This window comes from Streptomyces sp. 2-1 (assembly GCF_048564895.1).
Classification (GTDB): Bacteria; Actinomycetota; Actinomycetes; order Streptomycetales; family Streptomycetaceae; genus Streptomyces; species Streptomyces phaeochromogenes.
On sequence record NZ_CP183383.1, the window covers coordinates 11,080,028 to 11,101,849 of the forward strand.

Sequence of the window (21,822 nt, forward strand, 5' to 3'; positions counted from 1 at the left end):
GACGGCATTCACCTCACGTCCGCCTGGAGCAGGCCAAAGTCTGCGTTTGCTGTCGTCACTCGATCCAACGGGCAGCAGCCTCGTAGGTAGTGGCTGGGGTGCTGTTGAACGCGATGGTCGCGTCGGGTGCGTGCCGCCGAATCAGGTTGACCACTTGCTCGAGGAGTTCAGTTTGATCGTCCGAGTGCCGCAGGCCACCGCCTACGGTGACGCATTCCCACGGATGGGCTCGTAGCGCATGCCCGACGACGGCTTCTACGTCGTCACTTCCGTCAAGACCGATGAGGCAGGTCTCGACGCCCACGTCATGTTCGGCGAACTTGGCCAGTCCCACCTCGATCGCCTTGGCTACCGGCTCGGGATCCCACGGCCCGGGCACTCGATACGGATCGAGCCCGATGACGAGGACGCGGGGTGAAGCAGTGGTGTCCATGTCCGGACGATACGTGCCGAACGGAATCGGTTCCCCCGGTGGCTTCAGCTCTTCGTCATCGGGGAGGCCGGGGGCGCGGTCGGCGGTGAGCCGGGCTGGGGGCCCGGCGTGGACTCCTGTCCGCCCATGTCGAGGCGGAACGGCGGGTACTGGTCGGTCATCAGCGCGGCATAGGCGGTCACCCGCGCGACCCATCGGGCGAGGCCCATCAGGAAGTCGAAGAGGTGCCGCGGGTACCGGGCGGTGAACAGCAGGATGACCACGGCGACGAAGGAGAGGAAGGGCATCAGCCCGCCGCCCCGCCAGCCGCCCCCGTCGTCCCAGCCCCCGCCCCATCCCCAGCCACCCGCGAACATCGCGACGACGATGTACTGCGGGATCGCCAGCAGCCACCACTTCACCAGGACCAGACCACGCGAGAGGCGATCGGGGTAGGCGACGTCGAAACGCGCCGGGTAGTCCGGCACATCCGCGAGGGTGAACGGCGGGTACCGGTCGGTGCCGAGCGCGGTGTGGGCGTAGTAGCTGACCCGCCAGTTCCATCGCAGTACGCCGACACTGAAGTCGAAGAGGGACCGGGGATACCGGGCGGTGAACAGGATGGCGAAGAACGCGATCACCGTGACGAGCACGAACCCGATCCACAGGAAGAACAGCACGATGTAGTGCGGGATGGCGAGGAGCCACTTCACCAGCCACAGCCATCTGGAGAGCCGGGCATCGACGGATGCCTCGATACGCACGGGCGACGCGGTGACAGGAACCATGGGAGGGAACTCCTTTCGCTTGCAGATTCGCAAGCGAGGTGGAGCACCGCGACCTGGGAGGGGCCGTTCGCGCGCCCGGCCACGACCGTCACCCCGACCGGCAGGTCACCCTTCGGGCACCGGCTCCGGCTCCGGCGACGACTCGCTCAGCTGCTCGCGCACGTAGTTCCACACCACCGCGATCAGCGCGGCGATCGGTACGGCGAGCAGGCTGCCCACGATGCCGGCCAGGCTGCCGCCCAGTGTGACCGCCAGCAGGATCACAGCCGCGTGGAGGCCTAGCCCACGACTCTGGATCATCGGCTGGAACACGTTCCCTTCGAGCTGCTGCACCACGATGATGATGGCCAGCACGATCAGCGCGTCCGTCAGACCGTTGAAGACCAACGCGATGAGGACCGCAACGAAACCGGCGAACAGCGCGCCGATGATCGGCACGAACGCGGAGACGAACGTCAGCACCGCCAACGGGAGCACCAACGGCACCCCCACGACCCACAGGCCCAGGCCGATCAGAACGGCGTCGAGCAGGCCGACGGCCGCCTGGGATCGCACGAAGGAGCCCAGGGTCGCCCAGCCGCGAGCGGCCACGGTGGGGATGTCGGTGGCGAGGCGGCCGGGCAGTTGACGGGAGAGCCACGGCAGGAAGCGCGGACCGTCCTTGAGGAAGAAGAACATCAGGAAGAGCGCCAGCACGGCGGTGACCAGACCGTTGACGATGGTGCTCACTCCCGTGATCACCGTGCTGACCATGCTGCCGAGGCCGTCCTGAGCACGGGCGACCGCGCTGTCCATGGCCTTGGTGATGTCGTCGTCGCCGATGTTCAACGGCGGCCCGGAGGCCCAGTCGCGCAGCTTCTGGATGCCTTCGACCACGCCGTCGGTCAGCTCACCGGACTGGGACGCCACCGGTATCGCGATCAGCGCCACGACGCCGCCTGCGACGAGGAGGGACAGTACGGTCACGGCCGACGCGGCGAGGGCGGGCTTCCACCCGTGCCGACGCAGAAATCGAGCCAGCGGCCAGGTCAGTGTGGTCAGCAGCAGGCCGACGACCAGCGGCCACACCACCGACCACATCCGTCCCAGAAGCCACAGAGTGACTGCGAGCATCGCGAATATCAGCAGCAACTCCGCGGAAAAACGCGCCGATGTACGGAGCGCGGCGCGGGCTTTCGTGGAACTCATGGTGGCAGTCACGCTGGAACCCTATTGGCACGGCTGCCGGCCGGAGGATCTGGGCTGTGGGTTGGACGGCGGGCGCCGACGAGTAGGTGTGGCTGAGCGCTCTACTCGGCCCGTCCGGCCTGATGCGCGCTCAGTAGTCTGTGGAGGCGGTCCACGGCTCCACGGCGTCCCGTACGGTCGGTCCGTGATGATCAGAGTGGGTGAACCGCGCAGCCTCGGCGTCCCCGCCCCCGAGGCGCGGTTGCACTTCGACACGGAATTGCAGGAGATCGGCGGCGGGCCGCGGCGTCGCTTGCTCATGGTCGACGACGAGCCTGCATTCGAGCTCAGCTTCTACTGCGGAACGTGCCCGTTGCTGTTCCGCCGGTTGGAGACCGCGACCCGGAAGTTGTCCCTGGAGAGCGTGCAGGACCGGCTCGCGGGTGCACTGGAGGATCCGGACGACGGCGGGGTGATCGAGGCGTTCGGTACGTTGCTGCCGGAGGGCGAGTACCTTCCGCTTCTCCTGGACGTGGAACCCAGGCTGGTCGTCCCGGGCCAGCAAGGCGACTACTTCAGCGGCGAGCAGGTCGCGACGTGGGGGATCGATCAGTTCTGGGGCCTGCCGGAGTACCCGCATACCCCGTACTACCGAACCTTCGAGACCGCCGTCGACGCGGACGCCCACCTTTACGAGTTCGTTGTGCCCATGGTTCCCCCGACGTGGAACGAGAGGGAACGTGTCGAGGAGTACGTCGCGCTCATGGGACGGGGAACGGTCCCCACCGCGGTGGCGATCTCCACGCTCGACGTGTGTCAGCCCTCCCTCGGCTTGGCAGATGACCCCTCCACGCACTGGGGCCTGACCCACTTCCTCCTCGACGGCCACCACAAACTGGAGGCCGCTGCCACGGCAGGCCGGCCGGTGCGGATCCTCTCACTCCTGGCCCTGGGCGAAGGCCTGGCCGGAGCGGAGGACAGCGCCCGGCTGCCTGCCGTCCGCACCCAACCCCGCTCGGCCCGAGCGACCAGTACCTGAAACAGCGCCGAAGACCACACCAGCGGGACGACAACAGCGCACACCCGGGCCAACTCCACCGCCAACAGGCCAACTGAAGTGCTCAGTTCACAGTAGGGCCGGTCGGGAGGGGGGAGGATCCCGCGCATGGAGACGACCGGCAGTGTTCCGGAGAAGGTGGCCTGGGTCCTGGTGCGGGACGGCCGAGTGCTGGTGACGCGTGACGAGGACAGGGACCTGTTCTATGTGCCCGGCGGTATGAGGGAGCCGGGAGAGAGCGACAGCGAGACCCTGGTGCGCGAGATCGAGGAGGAACTCCAGGCGGTCATCGTCGCAGGCACGCTGGTGCACTTCGGCACGTTCGAGACCCGTAGCGATCACGGCGGGCGGGTCGAGTTCCGGATGATCTGCTACGCCGCGGTCCACCGCGGCGCCTTGAACCCGGCCGGAGAAATCGCGGAGTTGGCTTGGTTCGGCTATGGCCAACGGGACCGGGTCTCGCCGGTCGACCGGATGGTCTTCGACGCGCTGCACATGGATGGGCAGCTGCCCTGACCTGATCCGGCGGGGAGGGCGCGGACGGGGAGGGATTCACTCCATCGTGTGGGAGATACCGCAGGTCGGCGTAGTGCCGATATGTCGTGGGCACTTTCCGCAGCGGTGTGGGTTGCACGCCGTCAGCGGAAGCAAGGGAGGACCTTCATGCAGGACGAAGTGTACGAACCGCCGGCCATGGTGGAAGTCGGTGACTTCGCCGAGCTGACCCGCGGCGAGGCCCTGGGTGCTTTCTACGAGGGCGGATTCCCGCCCTACGAGTGGTACCTCGGCCCCAACTGATCCCCAGATCGACAGCACATGATGGGTGACGTGCCATGAGCGGTGACGTGTGGTTCACGATCCTTCCGGACGGTGAATCCGGCGTGGCCGCGGCGCGGCTCCTGCGCCCCTGGGCCACCGAGACCATCGCCCACCATTCCGGTCGGCCGTGGCTGCTGGGCAGTTGGCCGGACGGACTGGTGACGGTGGGCGCGGCAGGGGCGCGGCGAGTCGCGGTGATCGGGCGCTGCCCGGTGACCGCCGAGGCGCTGTCCGCGCGGGCGAGACGGCTGCGGGACATCGGGGATGTGGAGGGGATCGCCCAAGGCCTGGCCGGGAGCTTTCATCTCCTCGCCTCCGTCGACGGTTCGGTCCGGGCCCGGGGGAGCGCGTCCGGGGTGCGGCGGCTCTTTCACGCACGGGTGGGCGGAGTGACCGTGGCCGCCGACCGGTCGGACCGGCTCGCCGCCGTGACCGGTGCGGCCCCTGACGAACGGCTCCTGGCCGCTCACCTGCTCGCCTCGCCGCTTCCCTATCCGCTGGACGACCGCTGTGTGTGGCAGGGCGTGGAAGCGGTGCCGTCCTTCGACTGTCTGCTGATCGACGCGGACGGGCGGGCCCGGACCCAGCGATGGTGGACTCCGCCGGAGCCGCAGCGCCCGTGGCTGGAGGGAGTGCCCGCGGTGCGCGCGGCGCTGACCGCCGCGGTCGGCGCCTGCACGGCCGACGGGGGCGTGGTGAGCGCGGATCTGTCGGGCGGACTGGACTCCACCAGCCTGTGTTTCCTGACCGCCCACGAGCAGGAGCGGACCCGGCCGGCCGGAGCCAGGCTGGTCACGCTGGGCTGGCGAAGCCTCGACCCGGAGAACGACGACGCGGTGTGGGCCGCCCGTGCCGCCGCCCGTCTTCCCGACAGCGAGCACGTCACCCCCGCCCGCGATCAATGGCCCCTCTGGTACAGCGACTTGACGGCCCTCACCGGCGACGCCGTCCCCACCGACGAACCAGGACCATGGGTGCGCGACAGCGCCAGGATGGCGGCGCTCTGCCGCTTGATGACCGACCGCGGGTCACGCCTGCACCTGATGGGCGGCGGCGGGGACGAGCTGTTCAGCACGTTTCCCCCACACCTGCACGACTACGTCCGACGGCACCCGCTGGCCGCGTATGCCCGTATCCGTACGCAACGCGCCTCCCAGCACTGGCCGTTCGGACAGCTGCTGCGGCAACTCGTGGACCGCCGGACGTTCGGCGAGTGGCTGGCCGCATGGGCACAGGGCCTCACCGCCACCGAGCCCTCCTCGGCGGCCCTGGTCCGTGGGGCCCCTTCGACAGCGTGGGGGGTGGAGCTGCGCATGCCTCCGTGGGCGACCCGCGACGCGGCCGCAGCCGTGCAGAGCCTGCTCCGGGAAGCCGCCGAGACCGCCGAGCCGCTCGCGCCCCAGCGCGGACAGCACACGGCCCTCATGTGCCTACGGACCGGTGGGCGTGGCCTGCGCCAACTGGATCAGGTGACCTCTCGCAGCGGCCTGGGGCAGGCCGCGCCCTACCTCGACGACCAGGTGATCGAGGCCGCCCTGGCCATCCGCGTGGCCGAGCGGAGCACGCCCGGTCGGTACAAGCCGGTGCTCAGCGAGGCGATGCGCGGCATCGTGCCCGACGACGTCCTGGGCCGGCACACCAAGGGCGAGTACAGCACGGACTTCCACGTCAGCCTGCGCCACAACCGCGCCGCCCTGGTCGAGTTCTTCGACAGCTCCCGGCTCGCCCGGGCCGGACTGATCGACGACGCCGCCCTCCGGGCGTCCCTGCTCGGGGTCCACCCCACCCCGGAGGGACTGCGCTCCCTCAGCTCCAGTCTGGGCAGCGAGATCTGGCTCCGCGCCCGCCCCGCCCACACCCGCCCGCCGAGTACCGCGATCACTGAAGGAGCGCCGTGAGCCTGACCCTGCGACCCGACGTCTGCGCGACGGACACGGCGGACGGCATGGTGCTGCTCGACGAGGTCACCGGCCGGTACTGGCAGCTCAACCACACCGCGGCGCTCGTCCTGCGCGGGCTCGTCGACGGCGCCGAACCCCCGGACGTGGCCCGCGCGTTGTGCGAGGCCTACCCCCGGATCACGGCCGAGCGCGCCGACGCCGACACGGCCTCGATCACACGCGAGCTGATCGAGGCCCGGCTGGTGGTGTCCGCATGAGCCAGCCGATGGTGCCCGCCACCCGCAGCCGCCTGCCCCTGCGCCGCCGGCCCGCTGCCCTCCTTGCCACGGCCACCGCCAGGCTGATCGTCACGCTCAGGCCGCACCGCATCCGCCGCATCCTGAGCGTGGTCCGGCGCGGGGCCGCCCCCGCCACCACCGAGCAGGCGCTCGCCTCCCGCGAGGCTGTCGTCGCGGTCAGCGCACGTTGCGCCGGGGAGGGCTGCCTCCAGCGTTCCGTGGCCACCGCGCTGCTGTGCCGGATGCGCGGGGTCTGGCCGGACTGGTGCACAGGCGTGCGCACGGCACCGTTCCGCGCGCATGCCTGGGTGGAGGTCGATGGCCTCCCGGTGGGCGAACCGCACCGGCCGGGGGAGTACCAGCGCATGATGGTGGTGCCGGCCGCTCGGCCGGAGGAGCGTCGGCCGGAAAGGCGGCCCTGAGGCCCGGCGTACCTCCCCGGTGGGAAAGGGATCTCGGGCGGCAAGGGGTGGGACGGTCACCGGTCCTGGGTGACGAAGACGGCGGTCCTGCCTGCGGCGAGCTCCTTGAAACGGCGGATCACCAGGTACTCGGCGCGGGGTCCATGGCGGACGTGGCGGAGACGGGACGGATCGTTCCCCGCGACGGCGGACCGCCGACCGCCGGGGCGACGTGGCCGACTGACCGGTGCGTCCCTGTCCCGCCGGGCGACGAGACGGCGTCCTTTCGTCCGTGACCACCCTTCCGAAACACCTCAGAGCGCGCGCAGCACCTCATGCAGGGCCGCGATCACCTTGTCCTGCACATCGACGGGAAGCGTCGGATACATCGGCAGTGAGAAGATCTCGTCCGCCAGCTGCTCCGTCACGGGCAGCGATCCCTTGGAGTAGCCCAGGTGGGCAAAGCCGGTCATGGTGTGCACCGGCCACGGGTAGCTGATGTTGAGTGAGATGCCGTACCCCTTCAGGGCCTCGATGATTTCATCGCGGCGGGGATGGCGGACGACATACACGTAGTACACATGGTCGTTGCCTTGCGTGGCGGACGGGAGCACGAGCCCGCTCGAAGCCGTCAGGTCGGCCAGCCCCTCGGCGTAGCGCCGGGCGACCGCGCGGCGACCCTCGATGTAGCGGTCGAGCCGGGTGAGTTTGCGGCGCAGGATCTCGGCCTGCACCTCGTCGAGCCGACTGTTGTGGCCGGGTGTCTGGACGACGTAGTAGACGTCCTCCATGCCGTAGTAGCGCAGCCTGCGCAGCTCACCGACGACACTCTCGTCGTCGGTGAGCACGGCTCCGCCGTCGCCGTACGCGCCCAGCACCTTCGTGGGATAGAAGGAGAAGGCGGCGGCGTCGCCGAGAGTGCCGGCCAACTCGCCGTGGTGGCGCGCGCCATGGGCCTGGGCACAGTCCTCCAGCACCACCAGGCCGTGTTCCTCGGCCACCTTCCGCAGCGGCGCCATGTCAACGCACTGCCCGTACAGATGCACGGGCAACAGCGCCTTGGTGCGGGGCGTGACGGCGTCCGCGACCTGGGTGGCGTCCATGAGGTAGTCGTCGGCGCGGACGTCCACGAAGACGGGGGTCGCACCGGTGCCGTCGATGGCCACCACTGTCGGCGCGGCCGTGTTGGAGACGGTGATGACCTCGTCACCGGGGCCGACGCCCAGCGCCTGCAGCCCCAGCTTGACGGCGTTGGTGCCGTTGTCGACACCGGCACAGTGGCGAACACCGTGGTAGTCCGCGAAGTCCTTCTCGAAGCCTTCCACGCTGGGGCCGAGCACCAACTGCCCGGAGCCGAAGACGGTCTCGACGGCGTCGAGGAGGTCCGCGCGTTCGTTCTGGTATTCCGCCAGGTAGTCCCAGACGTAGGTGGTCACGGAGAGCTCAACCTCCAGAGCGATTCGATGGGGTGGTACGGAACCGGTGCGCGCGGGCCATTTCCTGCCAGCAGTCAGAGACCGACTCCTTGAGTGAACGGCGCGGCTCCCAGCCCAGCAGGGTGCGCGCCGGGGCGATGTCGACCCGCAGCCAGTCCTCCCGGCCACCGAACTCCCGGCCTGGCGCCGGGCGTTCCACCACCCGCGCCGGAATTCCGCTCGCCTCGATGAACAGGTCGACCAACTCGCGGACGGGGACTGCCTCGCCCCGTCCGATGCCGACGGGTTCCGCGGAGGCCGGTGCGCAGGCGGCGGCGACGACGGCGGCGGCCACATCCCGCACGTCGACGTAGTCCCTGTGCGCCCGCAGCCGGGAGAGTTCCACGACCGCCTCCGTACCGGTTCCGGCCGTCATCAGCAGGCGCTCGGCCACCTGGCCCAGCAGGCTGATCCGGGGTGTTCCGGGCCCCGACACGTTCGAGACCCTGAGCACCACACCCTCCACCAGGCCGTCGCGGGTGCCCCGCAGCACCGCCTCGCTGGCGGCGAGCTTGCTCCTGCCGTAGGCCGTGTCCGGGCGCGGGGTCGCGCCGCCGCCGATCGATGTGCCAGGTGGCACCGGACCGTATTCGAGGACCGAGCCGAGGTGTACGAGCCTCGGTGTCGTGGACATCAGCGTCAGGGCGTCCAGCAGGCGCAGGGTGGGCACCGCGGTGGCGGACCACATCTGGGCGTCCGTCCGGCCCCAGATGCTGCCGATGGCGTTGACGACCGTGTCCGGTCGTTCGGAGTCCAGCAAGCCGGCCAGCGTTCTTGTGTCGGTACCGGCCACGTCGAGGGTGACGCAGCGGTACGGCATCGGTTCCTCGGGCGGACGGCGGCCCACCACCACCACTTCGTGGCCCCGTGCGGCGAAGGCGGCGCACACATGGCGCCCGACGTAACCGGCGCCGCCGAGCACGAGGACACGGCCGTGCGGGTCAGGACCGGCACCGGGCTTCGGCTCGCCGGGCCGTGGCCCATGAATGGGCTCCGGGCCGTTCACCATGTGACGGGCAGTCGTTCGGGTACCCGCAGCAACAGGCCCGGTTGCCAGCGGACGTCCGTCGCCGGGACGGCCAGGCGCAGTCCGGGCAGCCGCCGTGTGAGGACGTCCAGCACCACCTGGATCTCCAGCCGGGCAAGGGGGGCGCCCATGCAGTAGTGGATGCCGTGGCCGAAGCCGAGGTGCGGGTTGCGTTCCCTGGTGAAGTCGAGACGGTCGGGGCCGGGGAAGACCTCCGGATCCAGGTTGGCGGCGGCCACGGAGGTGAACACGGCGTCCCCGGCGCGGATGAGCGTGTCCCCGACCATGACGTCCTGGAGCGCGATCCGCGCGTAGCCGTCCACCGTCGTCAGCGGGGTGAAGCGGAGCAGTTCCTCCACGGCGTTGTGGATCAGACCCGGGTCGGCGACCAGCGACTCGTACAGCCGGCGGTCGCGCAGCAGCAGATACGTGAAGTTCCCGATCTGGGCCGCCGTCGTCTCGTACCCGCCGACCAGCAGCCCGGCCCCGAGCATGTACAGCTCGTTCTCGGACAGGCTGTCCTCGTCGTCGTCACGGGCGTGGACCATCGCCCCCAGCAGGTCGTCGGTCGGGGACTGGCGGCGTTCCTCGACCAACTGGGCCAGGTAGGCGACGAATTCCTCGCCCGACCGTCGGATCTCGTCGGGGGCCATCGAGGTGGAGAGCAGTGCGTCGGAGAACCGCTGGAAGATATGGCGGTCCTCGTAGTCCACCCCGAGCAGCTCACAGATGACGCCTATCGACACCGGCAGCGCGATCGCTTCGAGCAGGTCGGCGGACGGGGCCCGGGCGGTCATCTCGTCCACGAGCCGGTTCGAGAGCGCGGCGACCGAGGGGCGCATGCCCTCCACGCGGCGATGGGTGAACGCTCGGCCCGCCAGCCGGCGCAGCCGGCTGTGCTCGGGCGGGTCCATCGCGACCAGTCCGCCGGGCTCCAGCAGCTGCTCGGTGGGGCGGGGGACGTCCTTGCCCGCGCCCGCCGCCATGCTGAACCGCGGATCGCTGAGCACCAGCTTGGCGTCGGCGTGCCGGGTCACCATCCATGCCTCGCCGCCGTAGGGCATGCGGACCCGCGAGACCGGCTCGCGTTCGCGCAGGTACGCGTACAGCGGATCCATGCCCAGTCCGGTGGCGGTGCTGAACGGGTACGGCCGCGTCGCGCCGGCCTCAGGAGGTACCTCGGAGATGGAGCTGTTGGACGTCATGAGCCTTTCCTGCCATCGGCGGTACGGATCGTGCGCGAGTGCCCCGGACCGGTTCTCATCCCGGTCCAGGTGCGGCGCCCGCGCCGCACAGCCGCGCGTGGTGGTCCCGGTAGGCGCGGTAGGAGGGGAGCAGCCCGAGCCGCTCCGCCTCCGTGAGGGTGGGCGCGTCGGCGTCCTGCGCGGAGAGCACCGGTTCGATCCCCTCGGGCCAGTCGATCGCCAGGTCACGGTCCAGCGGACTGATCGCGTGGTCGAGCTGCGGGGCGTACCCCGACGAGCAGAAGTAGATGAGCGTGGTGCGGTCCGTCAACGCGAAGAACGCCCGTCCCAGGCCCGCCGACACGTAGACGGCGACGCGGTTGTGCTCGTCGACCGGCACCGCCTCCCACCGGCCGAACGTCGGTGAGCCGGTACGGATGTCCACGATCACCTCGATCCCCGTCCCCTGCACGCACGCGCTGTACTTCGCCTGGCCGGGCGGCAGTTGGGTGTAGTGGATACCGCGAAGCGCCCCGCGCCGGTTGACCGCGACGTTCGCCTGTACGAGGGGCAGCGTGTACCCGGTGGCACGCCGGAACCGTTCGCCCTGGTACCACTCGTGGAACTCGCCGCGGTGGTCGGGATGCACCTCGGGTTCCAGTACCCAGGCTCCTTCGATGCCGAGCGGGCGCATGACGCCCCTCTCCTCAGCCACCGTTGCGCCAGTAGGCACCCTGCCGGTCCACCTGATGGATCTCGTCCTGGATGCCCAGGCGGTCTCGGAAATCGTGCACGGCCTGTCGGCAGGCCGGGATGCAGTAGTCGTCGACGATGACGTAGCCACCGGGCGACAGCTTCCCGTACAGGTGCGTGAGCACGTCCATGGTGGCCCCGTACGAATCGCCGTCGAGCCGCATGACAGCGATGCGCTCGACCGGCGCGGTCGGCATGGTGTCCTCGAACCAGCCCGGCAGGAAGCGGACTTGGTCGTCCAGCAGCCCGTAGCGGGCGAAGTTCTCCCGCACCGTCTCCAGGCCGGTGGGCAGGCTCACCGCCTCGTTGTACTGATGGAGGTCCATCTCCACGTCCATCGGATGGTCATTGGCCCGCGTCTTGGGGAACCCCTCGAAGGAGTCGGCGACCCACACCGTACGGTCCGTCGCGCCATGGGCCTTGAGCAGGGCGCGCGCGAAGATGCACGCACCGCCGCGCCACACGCCGGTTTCGATGAAGTCGCCCGGCACGTCGTCCCGCAGTACGTTCTCGAGACACTCGTGGATGTTGTCCAGGCGCTTCATCCCGATCATCGTGTGGGCGACCACCGGGTAGTCCTCACCGCTCGCGCGAGCCTCCCGGTCGAAACGGGGGTCCGTGATGAGGCCCGCCGCATGCGTGGGGTCCTCGTAGATCATGTTGGTGACGACCTTCTTGAGAAGGTCGAGGTAGAGATCTCGTCCGGCGGCGGTGGCAACTGTCAAGGGGATCCTCCTCCAGCGAGGTCGGAGCACCGGTGCTCGACGGGTGCCCATGAGGGCTTCGACGCTAGGGACAGCGGCCGGGGGAACGCCACTCACCGGCCGATCCGTATGTCAGGTTGGCCATCACCCCTGACCAGGCGCTCCGGTGAACCGGCGGCCCAGGACGGGCTCCGCCGGGCCCGGCGGAGCGACGAGACCGCCTTCGGGTGACTCCGAGCCGACCTGACGAAGATCGCCGGGCGTTTCTTGCCGACCGTCTCGGCGCCGTGCTTCGTTGGGCGGGACGCGGCGGGTTGCGCGCCGTGCCGGTTCCGACGACGTAAGGGGAATCCGTTGCCCACAGCACGTGCCGCCGGCGCCGAGGCGCAGCAGGGGGTCTCTTGGCCGATGGCCCGCACCTGCCCCTTCCAGCCACCTGGCCGGTACGCAGAACTGCGCGCCACCACCCCCATCGCGCCGGCTCGCGTCTGGGACGGATCGCGGACCTGGCTCATCACCAAACGGGAACACATGCGTGCACTGCTCGCGGACAGCCGGGTCCGGATCGACCCCGCCAGGGTGCCGAGGCTGTCGCCGGCCGACGGCGAGGCCGAGGCGACCCGTTCGCTGCTGACCCTCGACGCCCCCGACCACGGGACGCTGCGCCGAGTCTTCATCCCCGAGTTCACCGTACGGAGCGTCCGCGCGATGCGGCCCGGCATCGAACGGATCGTGGACGGGCTGCTGGACCGGTTCGACGGCCTCGACCGCCCGGCGGACCTGGTGGCCGAACTCGCCCTGCCCATGTCCACCCTGGTCATCTGTGAACTGCTCGGGGTGCCCTACGAGGACCACGAGTTCTTCCAGAGCCGCAGTGAACGCGCGACCAGGCTCATGGGCGACGAGGATTCGGTGACCGCCCTGCTGGAACTGCGGGACTACCTCGACGGTCTGATCGCCACCAAGGCCCGGGCCACGACATCCGACGGCGGAGTGCTCGGCACCCTCGCCCAGGGGCTACGCGCTGGTGAACTGACCCACGCGGACGTCCTGGACAACGCCGTGCTGCTGCTGGCCGCCGGACACGAGACAAGCGCCGCCATGACCTCGCTCAGCGTGCTGACCCTTCTCCAGCACCCGCAGGCGTGGCAGGAACTGAGTGCGGATCCGGACCTGCTGCCCAACGCCGTCGAGGAACTGCTGCGGTACCTCACGGTCGCCGACGGGCTGCGCCGCTCGGCCGCCGCCGACATCGTGCTCGACGACCACACCATCCGGGCCGGCGACGGCCTGATCTTCCTGCTGGCCTCCGGAAACCGGGATGAGGACGTCTTCCCCTCCCCGGACGTCTTCGACATCCACCGCCCGGCCCGCCAGCACGTCGCCTTCGGCTACGGGCCCCACCAGTGCCTCGGTCAGAACCTGGCTCGGCTCGAACTTGAGGTCACCCTCGGCGCGGTGCTCCGTCGGCTGCCGGAACTGCGGCTCGCCACGGACGTCGAGGCGCTTCACGTGAAGGAGGACTCCGCCATCTTCGGGCTGCACGGGCTGCCCGTCACATGGTGACCGGGCCACTCGAGCGACAGCGAACGAAGGACGCGTGACATGCGTGTACGTATCGCCAGGGACCTGTGCGTCGGCGCGGGCCAGTGCGAACGGTCGGCCCCGGCCGTCTTCGCCCAGGACGACAGCGGGTTGAGTCTGGCCCTGACCGAGGAACCGGCGGCCGAGCAGTGGCCCTCGGTCCACGAGGCCGCCGACCTCTGCCCGGTCGGTGCGGTCCTGGTGGCCGTCGGCCGGGTCGCTCCGTACGACGGGCGGGAGACGGCATGACGGACGCCAACTGGGCGGGGCGGACGGTGATGGTCACCGGCGCGCTGGGCTTCATCGGCTCCCACTTCGTCGAGCGGCTCGCCGCCGAGGGCGCGACGGTGATCGGCCTCCACCGCACCGACCGGCCGCTGGTCCGGGCGGAGCTCACCGCGCTCGCCGGAGACCGGCTCCGGCTCGTGCGGGTCGACCTCGGTGACGGACACGAGACCCGGGCCGCCTTCCGCTACCTGGCCCCACACATCGACGCCGTCTTCCACTGCGCTGCCCTGGACGGCAACGCACAGTACAAGCGGCAGCACTCGGCCGAGATCCTGGACCTCAACGTGCGCACCACGGCTCATCTGCTCAACTGCGCCCATGAGTTCGACGTGGACAACGTCCTCCTGCTCAGCTCCTCCGAGGTGTACTGCGTACCCGGGTCCGCCCCGGCGTCCGAGGAGGAGGACGTCCGCCGGAGCCCGCAGCACACCGAGAACGGCTACGTGCTGTCCAAGATCTTCGGCGAGATCCTCGCCGACCACCACCAGCGGCAGTTCGCCACCCGCGTCTTCCGGGTACGGCCCGGCAATGTGTACGGCCCCCGGGACAGCGCCGTCGGCGCCCACACCCGGGTCATCCCGAGCATGATCGCCCGCGCCGCGGCCGGCGAGGAGATCGAGATCTGGGGCGACGGCAGCCAGACCCGGTCCTTCATCCACGCGGCCGACCTGGTGCGATGCGCGCTCAAGGTGGTCGAGACCGGCAAGTACGAGGTGGTGAACATCGGTTCCGCGGAGGAGGTGCCGATCCTGGAGCTGGCCCGTCTGGTGGCCACCGCCCTGGACGTGCCGTCCCGCGTCAGGACCGATCCCGGCCGCCCCGCCGGCGCCTCGGTGCGCCGGCTGGACCTGTCCCGGATGCGCGAGGTGATCGATTTCCGGCCCCGGTCGCTGCGCGCGGGTCTGGAGGACACCGTGCGCTGGTACCGCGACAACGAACACCCACAACCGTAGTCACCGACCCACGATCTGGAAGGCTCTCCGTGGCCGAGAACACCGACCTCTCCCTCGTGCAGGACATCATCCGGGCAGCGGGCGGACACGCCGCGTCCCTCCACGAACTGTCGGAACGCCATCAGGCCGCCGACGTCGCCAGGGTGCTCGTCGACGAGATCTGCTCGCGCTGCCCGCCCCCCGTCAACGAGGAGCCGGTGCTCATCGAGGTCGTCCTGCGCACGGCCGACGAGCGCCGGTCCCACTGGCTCAGCGCGGTCAAGGACGCCCCCGTCCGCGACGTCCCCCGCGGAGAAGGCTTCGTGGCCATGCGGATCGAGTACGAACTGGCCGACCTGGTAAGGGAGTTGTTCGGACCTTCCCGCGAGCACCACACCGGCGTCCGAGAGACGAAGCTGTTCCCCTACGCCGGCTCCGACGCCGCCGAGCAGATCGCCCCCTACTTCCTGGCCGCACAGCAGGCCACCGCGACCGTACTGGCCGGCTGCACCTCCGCCAAGCCCGACCTGAACGAGCTGACCTCCCGCTACCTGACCCCCAAGTGGGGCTCCCTGCACTGGTTCACCCCGCACTACGACCGCCACTTCCGCCCCTACCGCGACGAGGAGGTGCGAGTACTGGAGATCGGCATCGGCGGATACAAGCACCCCGAGTGGGGCGGCGGTTCCCTGAGGATGTGGAAGCACTTCTTCCACCGCGGTCTGATACACGGCCTCGACATCGTCGACAAGTCACACGCCGATGAGCAGCGCATCACCACACTGATCGGCGACCAGAACGACCCGGACTGTCTCGCGGAGATCGCCGAGAAGTACGGCCCCTTCGACATCGTCATCGACGACGGCAGCCACATCAACGAGCATGTGCGCACCTCGTTCCAGGCCCTGTTCCCGCACGTGCGCAACGGCGGCCTGTACGTCATCGAGGACCTGTGGACCGCCTACTGGCCCGGCTTCGGCGGGAGCGAGGACCCCGAGCGGAGCGGTGCCACCAGCGTCGGACTGGTCAAGTCCCTGATCGACAGCCTCCAGCACGAGGAACTGCCGCCCGACCAGGGCCGTACCCCCAGCTATGCGGACCGCCACGTGACGGGCCTGCACGTCTACCACAACCTTGCCTTCATCGAGAAGGGCGCCAACGCCGAGGGCGGTATCCCGCCGTGGATCCCCCGCGACTTCGACTCCCTCGTGGCCGCCTCCTCGGGAGGCGCCGCGTGACCCCGCCGCCCGGCCGGCACCCGGACCGCCGACACACCGGTGACCGTAACCGCGTCGGCGCCGAGCTCTGGAGGGCCGCATGCGCATAGCCCTGCTCACCATGGGCTCGCGAGGTGACGTGCAGCCCTTCGTCGCACTCGGCAGCGGGCTGCGCGCCCGAGGACACCAGGTCGTGCTCGGCGCACCCGAGGCCCTGCGCCCCCTGGTCGAGGGCGCGGGCCTGGAACACCGCACCACCCCGGGCGACCCGGACGGCTTCTTCACCATGACGGAAGTGGTGGAGGCCCTGCGCCAGGAACCCTCGATGCGGAACCTGATCAAGGCCCTCCCCAAGGCGCCCGAAGGCTACGACCAGCAGGTGCTCGACGAAATCGAGACGGCAGGCGAGGGCGTGGACCTCGTCCTGCACTCACCGTTGACGGTGGCCGCCGCGTACGGCACCTCCCGGACACCGTGGCTCTCCGCCTGCTGGTGGCCCAACACCGAGACCACCGCCTTCCCGGCGATCGAGTCGGGCCAGCGCCGGCTGGGACCGCTCACCGGTCTCTACAACCACTTCACCCACGTACGGGCGGCCACCGAGGACTGGGCGTGGCGCGGCCCCGAGATCGACGAGTACCGCGCACGGCGGGGCCTGCCGCCCTTCGGTTCCGACTCACCTCTTCGCCGCCTGGGCCACGACCAGCCCCACCTGTACCCCTTCAGCCCGAGCGTCCTTCCCAAACCCGCCGACTGGCCCGCGCGCTGCCATGTCACCGGGTACTGGTTCTGGGACGAGCCCGGGTGGGAGCCGCCCGCCGGGCTGGAGGACTTCCTCGCGGCCGGCGCGCCGCCGGTCGCGCTCACCCTCGGCAGCACCTGGCCGGTGCACCGCCAGGAGGAGACCTTGGAGTACGCCGTCGCCGCCGCGCGCGCCGCCCACCGACGGCTCGTGGTGGTCGGCGGTCCGGACGGAGTGCTGCCCGAGGACGTCTTCCGGCTCGCCGGTGCGGACTACTCCTGGCTGTTTCCCCGTACCGCCGCCGTGATCCACCACGGCGGATTCGGCACCACCGCCGAGGTCCTGCGGGCGGGCGTGCCCCATGTCATCGTGCCGGTGTTCGCGGACCACCCCTTCTGGGCGGCCCGGCTGCACCGGGCGGGGCTGGCCGGCCCGCCGGTGCCGATGCGCCGGATGAACCGGCAGGAGCTCGCAGCGAGCGTGCTGCGGGCGGCGACCGATCCGGCCCTGGCCGAGCGGGCCCGGCGGCTCGGACGTGCCGTGGCAGCCGAGGACGGAGTCGACGTGGCCTGCACCGTCATCGAGAAATGGGCCGCGGCCAAGGGAATCGCGGCCACCGCAGGCTGAGGAACGGAACCCGCGCCCGGGAAGCCCCGATCGGGGCTCCCCGGGCGCGAGCGCGGTTCACGCCAGCGGGCGGTACGCGGTCAGCGTGACGGAGAGCGTCACGTCGCAGGGCTCGGGCAGCAGCGAGATGCGCTCCTCCAGCCCACCGCCCTGCTGGTGCCAGGCGTTGGGACCCATCCCCACCAGCTGCGGCAGAGCCTTGTGGTCCAGACTCATGGTGCTCCGCGACCGCACCCGGGCGACCTCGGTGAAGTGCGTGGCGAACCGGCCGGCCAGGCGCTCGTCCTTCTGTTCGTCGACCCGGAGCAGCCCGAGGGCGTCCACCAGCTCACGCAGGTGGTCGGGCTGGGGCGTCACCACCAGGAGAACGCCCTCCGGACGGAGGATCCGTCGCAGCTCGGCCGGGTTGCGGGGGGCGAAGACGTTGAGGACCACGGACGCGGCCCCGTCCACGAACGGCAGCGTGTCCCAGGCGTCGGCCACGACCGCGCTGATACGGGGATGCGCCCGGGCGGCCCGACGCGCGGCGAACTTGGAGATGTCGAGCAGGATGCCCTCGGACAGCGGCAACTCCGACATCACACGCGCCTGGTAGTAGCCCGTACCGCCGCCGATGTCGACAACACAGCCGGGGTCCCCGGACGACGGCACCGGTGCCGTGTCGCGCACCAGAGCCGACAGCGCCTCGGCGACCGGCGCGTAGTGACCGGCGGCGAGGAAGTCCGCGCGGGCCGCGACCATGTCGGCGGTGTCCGCGCTGAACTTGGCGGCCCCCCGCAGCAGATTCACGTAACCCTGCTTCGCCATGTCGAAGGTGTGTCCCAGGTTGCACCGCAGCGCGCCGTCGGTCATCACCATCGTGTCCAGGCAGTGGGGACAGCGAAGGTACCGCACCGCGTCTTTCCGCATCGTGTTCCCCGGGCCTCGTTGTCGGCATGAACGAGAGCCCAGCTTAAGCAATGTTCACGAGCGATTCCGCAGGGAGGTCCGGCGGGCTGCGCCGGGGGAACGGGAGCTGCCGCGGATCACTGGAGCGTGAGCGCGCAGGCCACCAGTGTGCGCAGCTCTATGTTGAGGTAGTTGCCGTGTGCCAGCAGCGTGGTGAGTTGAGCGAGTGTCAGCCACGCGAAGTCGTCGGGCACATCCTCGGGGAAGCCGGGTGACACCTCCACGATCGCGTAGCGGTTCTGCGCGTGGTAGAAACGCCCGCCTTCCTCGGACTGGACGGCGTCGTAGCGGAAGCCGTCCGCGGGCGCGGACAGCACCTGGCCCAGATACGGCGGGTACGGCGCCCCGTCGGGACGGGTGTGTTCCGCCGGCCGGCACTGGACCGTTGGGGCCAACTCGGCGACGTTCAGGTGACCGACGTCGACCCGGGCCTGCACGAGGGCGTGCAGGACGCCGTCGATGGGTTTCACCAGCAGCGCCATCAGACCAGGCACCTGCGGCTCGATGAGCGGCTGCGTCCAGGAGGCAACCTCCCTGCTGCTCGCCATGACCTCCGCGGCGATGACCCGGAAGTGCCGACCGCTCTCGTGCGCGATCTCGTGGCGTGTGCGGTACCAGCCGTCCGCCGTCACCGAGTCGAGCGGCACCCGGTTCTGCACCAGTTCCCGCAGGGCGCGGACACCGGTGAACCAGGTGAGGACCTCCGCCATGGTGTGCCGTGCGCGGGCCGGCGAGCCGAAGAAGGACCGGTGCACGGGACTCGCGTCACCACTGTCGTCGGTGCTGTCGGCGTCCGCGGTGGGCAGGCAGGCCAGAATGGACCGGGCGTCCATGTTGACCACATTGTCCTGCAGCAGCAGTCGGTGTATCTGGCCCAGCGTCAGCCAGCGGAAGTCCTCACCGGTCGCGAGGTCGTCGTCCGGCGCCAGCTCGACGATCATGTTCCGGTTGCGCTTGGCCAGGAACCAGTCGGCCTGCTCCGACTGGATGGAATCCACCAGGACACGGACTCGCCCCGGTTCCAGGAACAGATCCAGGAAGCGGATGTCCCGCCCCTGGTGCACGCCGGTGAAATTGCTGCGCGTGGCCTGGACGGTGGGCGAGACCTGAAGGATGTTGACGTTGCCCGGCTCCATCTTGGCCTGCATCAGAAAGTGCAGTACGCCGTCGATCTCCCGGGCCACGATCCCGAGCAGCCCCACCTCCGGCTGCACGATGATCGGCTGCGTCCAGTCCTGTTCGGGCATCCGGTCCGTACGGACATGCAGCCCCTCGACCGAGAAGAAGCGGCCTGAGGCGTGGTGGAGATTGCCCGTACCGGGGTGGAAACTCCAGCCGCGCAGCTCCTCGAAGGGGATACGGGTCACCTCGAAGCGGCCCGCACGCAGGCGTTCGGCCAGCCAGTCGGCGATCCCCTCGAACGGCGTGACCCGAGTGTCGGGGCTCCGCGCCGAGACGAGGACCCGGCGCGCTGTGTCCACCGGGTCGACGGCGGCCACCACCGACGCACGGCGGGCCGGAATCCGTGCGGCCGGAGTCCACCCGGCCCCGGGCCGTCCGGACGCTCCGTCGGTGAGGGCCCGGGCGATCGTCCCGCACACCTCGTCGATCTGGTCGTTGAGATAGAAGTGGCCGCCCGGGAAGGTGTGCAGGGCGAAGGGGCCGACGGTCAGCTCCTGCCAGGCCCTGGCCTCCTCCAGTGGCACGTTCGGGTCCCGGTCGCCGGTGAGTACGGTCACCGGACAGTCCAGAGCGCGGCCGGAGACGTACTGGTAGGTGCCCGCTGCCCGGTAGTCGTTGCGGATGGCGGGCAGTGCCAGCCGCAGCAGCTCCTCGTCCTGGAGGACGGCGGCGTCGGTGCCCTCGAGGCCGGCGATCTCCGCGGTCAGCGCTTCGTCGTCGAGGAGATGGGCGACGTCCCGCCGGGGCACCGTCGGCGCACGGCGGCCGGACACCAACAGATGGACCGGGGCGCCGGGGCCGGTGGCGCGCAGCCGACGCGCGACCTCGTAGGCGACGGTGGCGCCCATGCTGTGCCCGAACAGCGCGAGCGGTCGGTCGTTCCAGCGCCGAAGCTCCGGCAGCACCTGCTCCACCAGACCGGAGACGGAGGGGATGAACGGCTCCTGCCTGCGGTCCTGACGGCCCGGGTACTGGACGGCCAGCACCTCGATCGTCTCCTTCAGGCCGCGGGCAAGAGACAGAAAGGAGGTGGCGGCACCACCGGCGTGCGGGAAGCACACCAGACGCAGCTCTGGGTCCCGCACCGGGCGGTATCGGCGGACCCACAGACCCTCGTCCGGGTGGCCGGCCGCGGACGGGGCTCCGGTGACGGGTGGTGCGGAACGGGTACTCACGGCTGATACAGCTCCTCGCGGTCGGTGAACCGCTGTCCGGGACTGGCACGACGGGTGGCAAGGCGTCGGACGGGTGCGGCGGGTGGCGTCGGCGCATCGGGCGGACGGGCGGCGGTGCGATGGGGGTCAGTCCGTGTCCGGGGCCTGCGGTGCGGCCTTCTTGAGCGGCTCCCACCACGAACGGTTCTCCGCGTACCAGCGCACCGTGTCGGCCAGGCCCTTCCTGAAGTCCGTGCGTGGGGCGTACCCCAGCTCGCCCGCGAGTTTGCCGACGTCCAGCGCGTAGCGCAGATCGTGCCCCGGCCGGTCGGTGACATGGCGTACGGACGAACCGTCCGCGCCGCACAGCTCCAGCAGCCGCTCCGTCAGCTCCCGGTTGGTCAGCTCCGTACCACCACCGATGTGGTAGACCTCGCCGGGGCGCCCCCCGGTCGCCGCGAGCCGGATTCCGTGGCAGTGGTCGTCCACGTGCAACCAGTCCCGGCTGTTGCCGCCGTCGTTGTACAGCGGCACCGTCAGGCCATCCATCAGATTGGTGGCGAAGAGCGGTACGACCTTCTCGGGGTGCTGGTACGGACCGTAGTTGTTCGAGCAGCGGGTGACGATCACCGGCAGCCCGAACGTCCGGTGGTAGGCCAACGCCAGGAGGTCCGACGCCGCCTTGGAGGCGGCGTAGGGGGAGTTCGGAGCCAGCGGCTGGCTCTCGTGCCATGCCCCCTCGGCGATGGATCCGTACACCTCGTCCGTGGAGACATGGACGAACCGGCCCACCTGCGCGTCCACGGCAGCCTGCAGAAGGGTCTGGGTGCCGTGCACATTGGTCTCGACGAACGCCGACGCGTCGGCGATGGAGCGGTCCACATGCGATTCCGCGGCGAAGTGGACGACGAGGTCCGTACCGCGCATCACCTGGCTCATCAGATCCTCGTCGCGGATGTCCGCGTGGAGGAACTCGAAGGACGGATGGTCCGCGACCGGGTCCAGGTTGGCCAGGTTCCCGGCATAGGTCAGTTTGTCCACCACCACCGTCCGCGCCCCGGCCAGGTCCGGATACGCCCCGGTCAGCAGTTGTCTGACGAAGTGCGAGCCGATGAAGCCCGCACCTCCGGTGACCAGCAGACGCATGGGAGGACGGCCTTTCTTCCATGAACGAGGAGGGGT

General features: G+C 70.2%; 22 protein-coding genes. 11 read left to right on the forward strand and 11 right to left on the reverse strand.

Annotated elements, in window-relative coordinates; all coding sequences use genetic code 11:
• Positions 1–55: 55 nt before the first annotated feature.
• The 3 genes from ACN20J_RS48450 to ACN20J_RS48460 form a co-directional block, all read right to left on the reverse strand.
• On the reverse strand, positions 56–433 hold the full coding sequence (locus ACN20J_RS48450) for a hypothetical protein (RefSeq protein WP_419668633.1): 378 nt from the start codon (positions 431–433) through the stop codon (positions 56–58).
• 44 nt (positions 434–477) lie between these two features.
• The gene (locus tag ACN20J_RS48455) at positions 478–1,200 is read right to left on the reverse strand and encodes a DUF4389 domain-containing protein (protein ID WP_189842323.1); all 723 of its coding nucleotides are present in this window, start codon (positions 1,198–1,200) and stop codon (positions 478–480) included.
• A gap of 105 nt (positions 1,201–1,305) precedes the next feature.
• Positions 1,306–2,388: an AI-2E family transporter gene (locus tag ACN20J_RS48460; RefSeq protein ID WP_189842568.1), complete on the reverse strand. Its 1,083-nt coding sequence runs from the start codon at positions 2,386–2,388 to the stop codon at positions 1,306–1,308.
• A gap of 187 nt (positions 2,389–2,575) precedes the next feature.
• On the opposite strand from ACN20J_RS48460, the gene ACN20J_RS48465 reads away from it, so the two are divergent.
• The 6 genes from ACN20J_RS48465 to ACN20J_RS48490 all read left to right on the forward strand — a co-directional run bounded on the left by ACN20J_RS48465 (position 2,576) and on the right by ACN20J_RS48490 (position 6,844).
• Positions 2,576–3,406 (forward strand): hypothetical protein, encoded by an 831-nt coding sequence (locus ACN20J_RS48465; RefSeq protein WP_419669092.1) that lies wholly within the window; start codon positions 2,576–2,578, stop codon positions 3,404–3,406.
• 126 nt (positions 3,407–3,532) lie between these two features.
• Positions 3,533–3,940 carry an NUDIX hydrolase gene (locus tag ACN20J_RS48470; protein ID WP_419668634.1) on the forward strand — a complete coding sequence of 136 codons (408 nt, stop codon included), beginning with the start codon at positions 3,533–3,535 and terminating at the stop codon, positions 3,938–3,940.
• A 147-nt stretch (positions 3,941–4,087) separates the two neighbouring features.
• Positions 4,088–4,222, forward strand: coding sequence for a lasso RiPP family leader peptide-containing protein (locus tag ACN20J_RS48475; RefSeq protein ID WP_361911567.1), 135 nt, complete (start codon positions 4,088–4,090; stop codon positions 4,220–4,222).
• Positions 4,223–4,257: 35 nt separating this feature from the next.
• The gene (locus ACN20J_RS48480; RefSeq protein WP_419668635.1) at positions 4,258–6,141 is read left to right on the forward strand and encodes an asparagine synthase-related protein; all 1,884 of its coding nucleotides are present in this window, start codon (positions 4,258–4,260) and stop codon (positions 6,139–6,141) included.
• Positions 6,138–6,401 carry a lasso peptide biosynthesis PqqD family chaperone gene (locus ACN20J_RS48485; protein WP_190231570.1) on the forward strand — a complete coding sequence of 88 codons (264 nt, stop codon included), beginning with the start codon at positions 6,138–6,140 and terminating at the stop codon, positions 6,399–6,401. The genes ACN20J_RS48480 and ACN20J_RS48485 overlap by 4 nt, the downstream gene beginning before the upstream one ends.
• Positions 6,398–6,844: a lasso peptide biosynthesis B2 protein gene (locus ACN20J_RS48490; protein ID WP_419668636.1), complete on the forward strand. Its 447-nt coding sequence runs from the start codon at positions 6,398–6,400 to the stop codon at positions 6,842–6,844. The genes ACN20J_RS48485 and ACN20J_RS48490 overlap by 4 nt, the downstream gene beginning before the upstream one ends.
• 293 nt (positions 6,845–7,137) lie before the next feature.
• Here ACN20J_RS48490 and ACN20J_RS48495 read toward each other — a convergent pair whose 3' ends face one another.
• From ACN20J_RS48495 to ACN20J_RS48515, 5 genes are read right to left on the reverse strand one after another with little or no spacing between them, the layout of a single operon-like run.
• Positions 7,138–8,259, reverse strand: a complete 1,122-nt coding sequence (locus tag ACN20J_RS48495) for a DegT/DnrJ/EryC1/StrS family aminotransferase (protein ID WP_189842318.1) — start codon at positions 8,257–8,259, stop codon at positions 7,138–7,140.
• A 7-nt stretch (positions 8,260–8,266) separates the two neighbouring features.
• Entirely contained in the window at positions 8,267–9,307 is a 1,041-nt protein-coding gene (locus ACN20J_RS48500; protein ID WP_419668637.1) for an NAD-dependent epimerase/dehydratase family protein, read from the reverse strand.
• On the reverse strand, positions 9,301–10,530 hold the full coding sequence (locus ACN20J_RS48505) for a cytochrome P450 (RefSeq protein WP_419668638.1): 1,230 nt from the start codon (positions 10,528–10,530) through the stop codon (positions 9,301–9,303). The genes ACN20J_RS48500 and ACN20J_RS48505 overlap by 7 nt, the downstream gene beginning before the upstream one ends.
• Before the next feature lie 55 nt (positions 10,531–10,585).
• A complete protein-coding gene (locus ACN20J_RS48510) occupies positions 10,586–11,203 on the reverse strand; it encodes a dTDP-4-dehydrorhamnose 3,5-epimerase family protein (RefSeq protein ID WP_189842315.1) in 618 nt (205 codons plus the stop codon).
• A gap of 13 nt (positions 11,204–11,216) precedes the next feature.
• Entirely contained in the window at positions 11,217–11,987 is a 771-nt protein-coding gene (locus ACN20J_RS48515; protein ID WP_259333801.1) for a TylF/MycF family methyltransferase, read from the reverse strand.
• A gap of 333 nt (positions 11,988–12,320) precedes the next feature.
• Between ACN20J_RS48515 and ACN20J_RS48520 the strand changes: the two genes are divergently transcribed.
• The 5 genes from ACN20J_RS48520 to ACN20J_RS48540 all read left to right on the forward strand — a co-directional run bounded on the left by ACN20J_RS48520 (position 12,321) and on the right by ACN20J_RS48540 (position 17,356).
• Entirely contained in the window at positions 12,321–13,532 is a 1,212-nt protein-coding gene (locus ACN20J_RS48520) for a cytochrome P450 (RefSeq protein WP_419668639.1), read from the forward strand.
• 39 nt (positions 13,533–13,571) lie between these two features.
• The gene (locus ACN20J_RS48525; protein WP_361911591.1) at positions 13,572–13,799 is read left to right on the forward strand and encodes a ferredoxin; all 228 of its coding nucleotides are present in this window, start codon (positions 13,572–13,574) and stop codon (positions 13,797–13,799) included.
• Positions 13,796–14,791, forward strand: a complete 996-nt coding sequence (locus ACN20J_RS48530; protein ID WP_189842312.1) for an NAD-dependent epimerase/dehydratase family protein — start codon at positions 13,796–13,798, stop codon at positions 14,789–14,791. The genes ACN20J_RS48525 and ACN20J_RS48530 overlap by 4 nt, the downstream gene beginning before the upstream one ends.
• Before the next feature lie 29 nt (positions 14,792–14,820).
• Entirely contained in the window at positions 14,821–16,008 is a 1,188-nt protein-coding gene (locus tag ACN20J_RS48535) for a class I SAM-dependent methyltransferase (protein WP_189842311.1), read from the forward strand.
• Between the two features lie 79 nt (positions 16,009–16,087).
• Positions 16,088–17,356 (forward strand): glycosyltransferase, encoded by a 1,269-nt coding sequence (locus ACN20J_RS48540; RefSeq protein WP_419668640.1) that lies wholly within the window; start codon positions 16,088–16,090, stop codon positions 17,354–17,356.
• 57 nt (positions 17,357–17,413) lie between these two features.
• Here the strand turns inward: ACN20J_RS48540 and ACN20J_RS48545 are convergent, their stop codons facing one another.
• From ACN20J_RS48545 to rfbB, 3 genes are all read right to left on the reverse strand, one after another.
• On the reverse strand, positions 17,414–18,265 hold the full coding sequence (locus ACN20J_RS48545) for a putative RNA methyltransferase (RefSeq protein WP_328688482.1): 852 nt from the start codon (positions 18,263–18,265) through the stop codon (positions 17,414–17,416).
• Positions 18,266–18,381: 116 nt separating this feature from the next.
• Positions 18,382–20,661 carry an alpha/beta fold hydrolase gene (locus tag ACN20J_RS48550; protein ID WP_419668641.1) on the reverse strand — a complete coding sequence of 760 codons (2,280 nt, stop codon included), beginning with the start codon at positions 20,659–20,661 and terminating at the stop codon, positions 18,382–18,384.
• A gap of 126 nt (positions 20,662–20,787) precedes the next feature.
• Entirely contained in the window at positions 20,788–21,786 is a 999-nt protein-coding gene (gene rfbB / locus ACN20J_RS48555) for a dTDP-glucose 4,6-dehydratase (protein WP_189842308.1), read from the reverse strand.
• Positions 21,787–21,822: the final 36 nt, after the last annotated feature.

Excerpts from the sequence above, each read along its gene's own strand:
- ACN20J_RS48490 (WP_419668636.1), top strand. The coding sequence starts at position 6,398 with ATGAGCCAGCCGATGGTGCCCGCCACCCGCAGCCGCCTGCCCCTGCGC.
- ACN20J_RS48455 (WP_189842323.1), bottom strand. The coding sequence starts at position 1,200 with ATGGTTCCTGTCACCGCGTCGCCCGTGCGTATCGAGGCATCCGTCGAT.
- ACN20J_RS48505 (WP_419668638.1), bottom strand. The coding sequence starts at position 10,530 with ATGACGTCCAACAGCTCCATCTCCGAGGTACCTCCTGAGGCCGGCGCG.
- ACN20J_RS48470 (WP_419668634.1), top strand. The coding sequence starts at position 3,533 with ATGGAGACGACCGGCAGTGTTCCGGAGAAGGTGGCCTGGGTCCTGGTG.
- ACN20J_RS48500 (WP_419668637.1), bottom strand. The coding sequence starts at position 9,307 with ATGGTGAACGGCCCGGAGCCCATTCATGGGCCACGGCCCGGCGAGCCG.
- ACN20J_RS48530 (WP_189842312.1), top strand. The coding sequence starts at position 13,796 with ATGACGGACGCCAACTGGGCGGGGCGGACGGTGATGGTCACCGGCGCG.
- ACN20J_RS48525 (WP_361911591.1), top strand. The coding sequence starts at position 13,572 with ATGCGTGTACGTATCGCCAGGGACCTGTGCGTCGGCGCGGGCCAGTGC.
- ACN20J_RS48545 (WP_328688482.1), bottom strand. The coding sequence starts at position 18,265 with ATGCGGAAAGACGCGGTGCGGTACCTTCGCTGTCCCCACTGCCTGGAC.
- ACN20J_RS48475 (WP_361911567.1), top strand. The coding sequence starts at position 4,088 with ATGCAGGACGAAGTGTACGAACCGCCGGCCATGGTGGAAGTCGGTGAC.
- ACN20J_RS48450 (WP_419668633.1), bottom strand. The coding sequence starts at position 433 with ATGGACACCACTGCTTCACCCCGCGTCCTCGTCATCGGGCTCGATCCG.
- ACN20J_RS48460 (WP_189842568.1), bottom strand. The coding sequence starts at position 2,388 with ATGAGTTCCACGAAAGCCCGCGCCGCGCTCCGTACATCGGCGCGTTTT.
- ACN20J_RS48510 (WP_189842315.1), bottom strand. The coding sequence starts at position 11,203 with ATGCGCCCGCTCGGCATCGAAGGAGCCTGGGTACTGGAACCCGAGGTG.
- ACN20J_RS48465 (WP_419669092.1), top strand. The coding sequence starts at position 2,576 with ATGATCAGAGTGGGTGAACCGCGCAGCCTCGGCGTCCCCGCCCCCGAG.
- ACN20J_RS48480 (WP_419668635.1), top strand. The coding sequence starts at position 4,258 with ATGAGCGGTGACGTGTGGTTCACGATCCTTCCGGACGGTGAATCCGGC.
- rfbB (WP_189842308.1), bottom strand. The coding sequence starts at position 21,786 with ATGCGTCTGCTGGTCACCGGAGGTGCGGGCTTCATCGGCTCGCACTTC.
- ACN20J_RS48540 (WP_419668640.1), top strand. The coding sequence starts at position 16,088 with ATGCGCATAGCCCTGCTCACCATGGGCTCGCGAGGTGACGTGCAGCCC.